This window comes from Parafrankia irregularis (genome assembly GCF_001536285.1).
In the GTDB taxonomy this organism is placed as follows: Bacteria; Actinomycetota; Actinomycetes; order Frankiales; family Frankiaceae; genus Parafrankia; species Parafrankia irregularis.
Window position 1 is genome coordinate 1 of record NZ_FAOZ01000071.1, and the last position, 5,147, is coordinate 5,147.

The window sequence follows — 5,147 nt, forward strand, 5'->3', positions numbered from 1 at the left end:
GCGGGCACCCCACGAGGCCCCACGGCCTCAACCCGCAGCCGGAACGCACAAAGCCGCGCGGGCCACGACGCACAAGAGGAACCGGCCGCTGCACGCCGAGGCCAATGATTCCTCCCTCGAGCGAGATCCATTGATCTCCCGCCCCGGCAAGCACTCTCACCATTCTTCTACCTATCGCCAATTTGGGCTAGGTGTCCTCGAACGGTATCTCCTGTAGGTCCCACTGAAAGGTGATTCCTCCGTGCGTAAGAGTCGATCGCTACTCTATTTGATGAACATCTCGAACCCTGATCGGCTGGCTGCTGACTCCGGCTGGCTCTTCGCGGACCTTCTTGCTCCGGCGTTGGCCGACCGGGATTTCGAGGTAACAATCGGTGGCCCGTCGCCCGTTGGTGATTCACGAGCCCTCCATGCTGCCGTACCGGCCCAGGGCACTAAATATCGAGCGAGATTTACAAACGACGTCGGTCGTCTCTCTTCGTTGATCGACAATGTCAAGCCGGATGTCGTCGTCGCGAATCAGATCGAGAATGCGCCGGCGATCCGGGCAGCCATCGTGGAGAGTGGTTCGTCGGCACTATTGGCTGGCTACTGCCACTATCTTCCATTCTACGGGGATCATAAGGGAATCCATTTGGATCCATCTCTTAGTGACGGTGGTCTCGGCAACGCAGTTCTGCTGACGTTTTTCTCGGGCCTGAGTATCTGCGACAGAATAATGGTGCATTCAACTGTGGCTGCCGAGTGGGTGACCGCATTGGCACCCCGATTCGGCCTCGATCTCTCGGATCGGCTACGGATCGTGCCTCCACCTCGTGACCCGCGGCTGGTCCGGACGCATATCGAACGTCCCGAGAAGCCAATTGGTATCTACAATCATCGGCTCTACGAGCACTACGGCACGGGCCGTTTCGTAGCTCTGGCACGGCAGGTCACAGCGGCTACGCCCGCCGCCATCCGGGTGATGGACCTCTTCGGAGCCCGCCGGGCCGGCAGAGCCTCTCTGGATTCGAGTCCCGACCGGTACCGCGCCGCGCTCGCAGGCCTGCCTCGCACGGAAGTTGTGTCCGACCACGGTGAGAGAAATCTCTACCGCTCCAATTTGGCCGGTTCCCTGTTCGGATTCGCACCGTTCCGACCTAGTTGCCCATGGTCCATGTCGGTGATCGACTGCCAGGGAATGGGGCTTCCCGTGATCGCCCCACGGATGGGCTGGATGGAAAGGCATATCAGTACCGATCTTCTTTTCGATAGTCCGGCGGCCGCTGTCGATATCGTCCGACGGCTGATCGCTGACGCCGGGTTCTGGGCCGCGCAGAGCGACACCGCCCGGGAGTCCACATCCTTGTTGACTCCCGACCGAGTCGCTGACCTTTACACGGAGGCTCTATCATGAGGCGGGATTGCGTGATGTTGTCCTACGACGAACCGCTCGCCAACGAACTCCACGCCCGGCTATCCCATGTCTTCGGCCACGTGCATCGTCTTCATGGTGTGCGCGGGATGCGGCGCGCCTACCGACTCACAGCCGAGATCGTCGACACCGAGGAGTTCTGGCTGGCAGATGGAGACTTTGAGATAGACCTCGATTTCTCGACTGATGACGCCTCGCCGCTTGCCAGCGGGGTTCCCATGCGGGTGTGGAGGGCCAGAAACGCCGTCAACGGCCTGGAGTATGGCTACGGCGGCCTCAAGCTTATCCGACGCGATGCGCTGCGTCAGATGGGCGAGGCAGTCGATGTGTTGGCAGCCCTTCCCGGGAAGCCGGAATTCGTTCCACATGTCGCGGGCAGCACTCGATTTAACCAGAGTCCATATCACACCTGGCATGGTGCCTTCCGGGAATGCGCGATGCTTGCCCGAGGCAGCGAGTACCGCATGTCGGACACTGCGACCCGCCAGCGATTGGAGGCCTGGACCGCTGGAGGTCGAGGTGCCTTCGCGCCGTGGGCCGTGCGGGGGGCCCGTGACGGAATTGCCTTTGCTGCAAGGGCTCGCACTCTCGACGACTGGGATCAGATCAATGATCCGATGTGGCTCCACGCGCGTTTTCGCGAGTCCTACGGATCTCAGGACACCTTGTGATCACCGCGTTCATCGAAACGCATGCTGGCCAGGAGGGCGGTCACGTTCCGCAGGCTCTCGTCGAGCTCACCCGAGCCGCTGTGAGCCGGGGAGACACCGCGCTCGTAGTCGCTCTTGACGGCATCGCCCCGGGCACGCTTCAAGCAGTCGAGGGTGCCGGCGCCATGCTGTTGACCCGCACAAGCGACACCGACCTGCTGGGACGCATCGCGCTATTCGCCGGTGCCGGGCTGGGGTATCTGTCCCGGCTGGGGGTCCGGGCCGTGGCAGGCCGACCCCTCCCCCTCACTGTCCGCCGACTGCCCCATCAGATCACGCTAGTGCGCCGATGCCTCGTCGAGGTCGCGTCCTTGCGCGCGGCCAAGAGCCAAGCCCCTCGATGCCTCGTTCCCGTCATCCTTACCGCCAGCGAGGCGCTGCACGCGATGACCGGGATGCTCGCAGGTATCGACCATCTTCGGATCATCCACGAGGTCTACACGACCGAGGACGCTCCGGTACGCCTCCTTGGTCGGCTCGCCCGACGCAGCGGAACCCGAGTTCTGGCTGTGGCTACCACGCCAGCCGTCCGCACCGACCTCGCCCGCCAGTTCCCCGACCTCGCCACTGCGGTTCACCCCTTCACCATCCTGCTGGAGAAGGGCGCACCCGACGACCGCGAACGGCACGCGGCGCGTCAGCACTTCGGCATCGCTGCCCACGAAACGGTCCTTGCGATGGTCGGCGGCTGGTGGGGACACAAGGATCCGCGCACAGTCTGCGACGCCCTCGCCCTTCTCACCCGAGAAACACACCTCATCGTTGCCGGTTCCCCTCTCGATACCGACATTCTTGACACCTTCGCCTCACTCCCGCATGTCCACCTCCATCTCCTGCACCGAACGCTCACCACGGACCAGGTCCGCATGGTCTACGCCGCCAGCAACGCCACCGTGGTTAGCCGCCTCCCTGGCGTCGGGAAGGAGAGCGGCCTCGTCATGGACGCCGTGCGCTACGGCGTCCCTCTCATCGTGAGCGACAACGATCCCGACCTGACCGCCCAGCTCACTGACCAGCCTTGGGCTCGGATCTTCAGAGCCTCCAATCCCGCTGACCTGGCGCGCCAGCTCGACAACCTAGGCACCATGCCCCGCCCGACACGGGACGCAGCAGACCTCCTCGGTATGCGCACCGCCGACGAACAGCTCAATGACCTCCATCGCCTCCACACGGCCTTCACCGAAGGAGTACGCCGATGAACCAGCTACCCACCCTCGTCGCCGTTATCGGGCCCGTCGAACCGCACCTCCTCTCCGCCTTCATCGACCACTATCGGGCTCTGGGGATAGGCCGCTTCCTCATCGGTTTCCACTTTCCCAGCACCGCCGATCCAGATCTCCGCGCTGAATTGCTAACCTTGGCCCGAAACCTCCTCGGCACGCCTCCGGCTTTTGTCAATGAAGGTCCTTGGCACGGCGGTTTGACCAACGCTGCGCTACGTGACAAATTGCGATCACAGGCCGGAGGTGGTTGGCACTTGCTTGCCGATATCGACGAACTGCAGAGTTACACGACCTCCCTGTCGGAGGAAATCGACCGCGCCGAGAGGAGCGGTAGTCCAGTTGTCGGCGGTGTCATGCTTGACCGGGTCACCGCTGACGGGAAATTTCGGTCATGGACGTCCGAGATTGGCCTCGATCGAAGCTACCCGTTGGGCGGGTTCCTGACCCACGAGCTTCTCCGCGGTGATCCCCGAAAGATTGTTCTTGTTCGCAGTGGTGTGCGTGTTGATATCGGCAACCATCGAAGCCCTGACCATCGTCCGATAAACCGGCCGCGTATCGTAATCCACCACTTCAAGTGGCGCGGGGATGTAATTCCTTACCTGGCAGAACGAGCAGAGAAACTAGGCACAGGACAGTGGCGTGAGGAAAGCCCCGCACTGTGGGAGGAGACGCTTCGGCTCCTCTCTCATGTCGATGCACACGGCGGAGGCCTCGACGTCTCCGGCGACACTGTCCTGTTCCGGCCCGTCACTCTCGGCACCACGCCGTCCTGGTGGGCACCAGAATCTGGCCGAATCGTCGATACTTGGCGTCCCCACGCGCGTCGTCCGAGCTAACTTCGTGCGTCAGCGCTGAACGATGACTTCCTCGCCCTCGTCCACCGGCTCCTCGAACCGGGCGAGGAAATCATCCAACGCCTCGTCTGTCACGGTCAATGCGTTCCCATCTGTGCGATGGTTCCGCTCCCGCAGTCGCCGACGAAGCACCTCCGTATCCGCTTTGAAATACAACAGTCGCCACCGCCCCCCGTGCTCCTCCACCAGCTCCTTGTAGCGTGCCCGCTCTCCCCGCACCCACAGGCCGTGATCAATAACCACAGGTACGCCCTGCTCGATAAGCTGGATCAGCTCCGCCTCTACTTCAAATACCACCGGCTGCTCCAGCTCGAAATAGCGATCCTCCGGATAGTCCACGCCATAGCGGCCATGGCGGGCGTAAACTCGCTCATCGACCGATAGTCGTTTCACTCCATCGATTTCCAATTTCTTTGCGTAGGTCGTTTTTCCGGATCCAGTCAGACCGCATAGAAGAAAAACTTCTGAGCCGCCTTCGTTCGCCATGGTCGTCGACCCTCCGATAATCGCCGACGGAGTATCTTCCGCTGTCGGGATGGATTGTAAGTCTATCGGACGAGAATATCATATTCGGATGGCTCGCTCGGATCGTTGTTGCCGGATCCCTGTCCAGAAATACTGTTCCGATAATCGGTCGCTGGCAGGTAGCGGAATCGTGAAGTATCGTGCAGCGGCGGCTCGGCGATGAGGCGGGCGGCAGCGGTCCAGGCGCCCCAAGCGCGGACCCGGGCAGGTCCGCAGGTGTGCGGTCCACCGTCGGCCTGATCGCCCGGCCAGAGGTGTTCTGCGGCGCGGTTGAGCGGCTTCGCGGGCGCTCAGCCTTTCCCCGCCGCGAAGCATCTTGGTCAGAGCGCGGCTGCGCCGCGGAGCGCCGGCTGGCGCCGGCTGTCCCCTCGCGGGCTTCGCCCGGAGCGCGGCTGCGCCGCGGAGCGCCGGCTGGCGC

Annotated in this window: 5 protein-coding genes; 4 read left to right on the forward strand and 1 reads right to left on the reverse strand. The window is 62.8% G+C overall.

Annotated features, from left to right (window positions below; all coding sequences use genetic code 11):
- Positions 1–241: 241 nt before the first annotated feature.
- Genes AWX74_RS38595 through AWX74_RS38610 form a run of 4 tightly spaced genes read left to right on the forward strand, consistent with a single transcriptional unit; the run spans position 242 to position 4,186 of the window.
- A complete protein-coding gene (locus tag AWX74_RS38595; protein ID WP_207550513.1) occupies positions 242–1,396 on the forward strand; it encodes a glycosyltransferase family protein in 1,155 nt (384 codons plus the stop codon).
- 14 nt (positions 1,397–1,410) lie between these two features.
- The gene (locus tag AWX74_RS38600) at positions 1,411–2,085 is read left to right on the forward strand and encodes a hypothetical protein (protein ID WP_207550514.1); all 675 of its coding nucleotides are present in this window, start codon (positions 1,411–1,413) and stop codon (positions 2,083–2,085) included.
- Positions 2,082–3,323 (forward strand): glycosyltransferase family protein, encoded by a 1,242-nt coding sequence (locus AWX74_RS38605; protein ID WP_091287447.1) that lies wholly within the window; start codon positions 2,082–2,084, stop codon positions 3,321–3,323. The genes AWX74_RS38600 and AWX74_RS38605 overlap by 4 nt, the downstream gene beginning before the upstream one ends.
- Complete coding sequence (locus AWX74_RS38610; RefSeq protein ID WP_091287449.1) at positions 3,320–4,186, forward strand: hypothetical protein; 867 nt, start codon at positions 3,320–3,322, stop codon at positions 4,184–4,186. Before AWX74_RS38605 ends, AWX74_RS38610 begins: the two co-directional genes overlap by 4 nt.
- Before the next feature lie 9 nt (positions 4,187–4,195).
- On the opposite strand, the gene AWX74_RS38615 is transcribed toward AWX74_RS38610, so the two are convergent.
- On the reverse strand, positions 4,196–4,690 hold the full coding sequence (locus tag AWX74_RS38615) for a P-loop nucleotide/nucleoside kinase family protein (RefSeq protein ID WP_091287451.1): 495 nt from the start codon (positions 4,688–4,690) through the stop codon (positions 4,196–4,198).
- Positions 4,691–5,147: the final 457 nt, after the last annotated feature.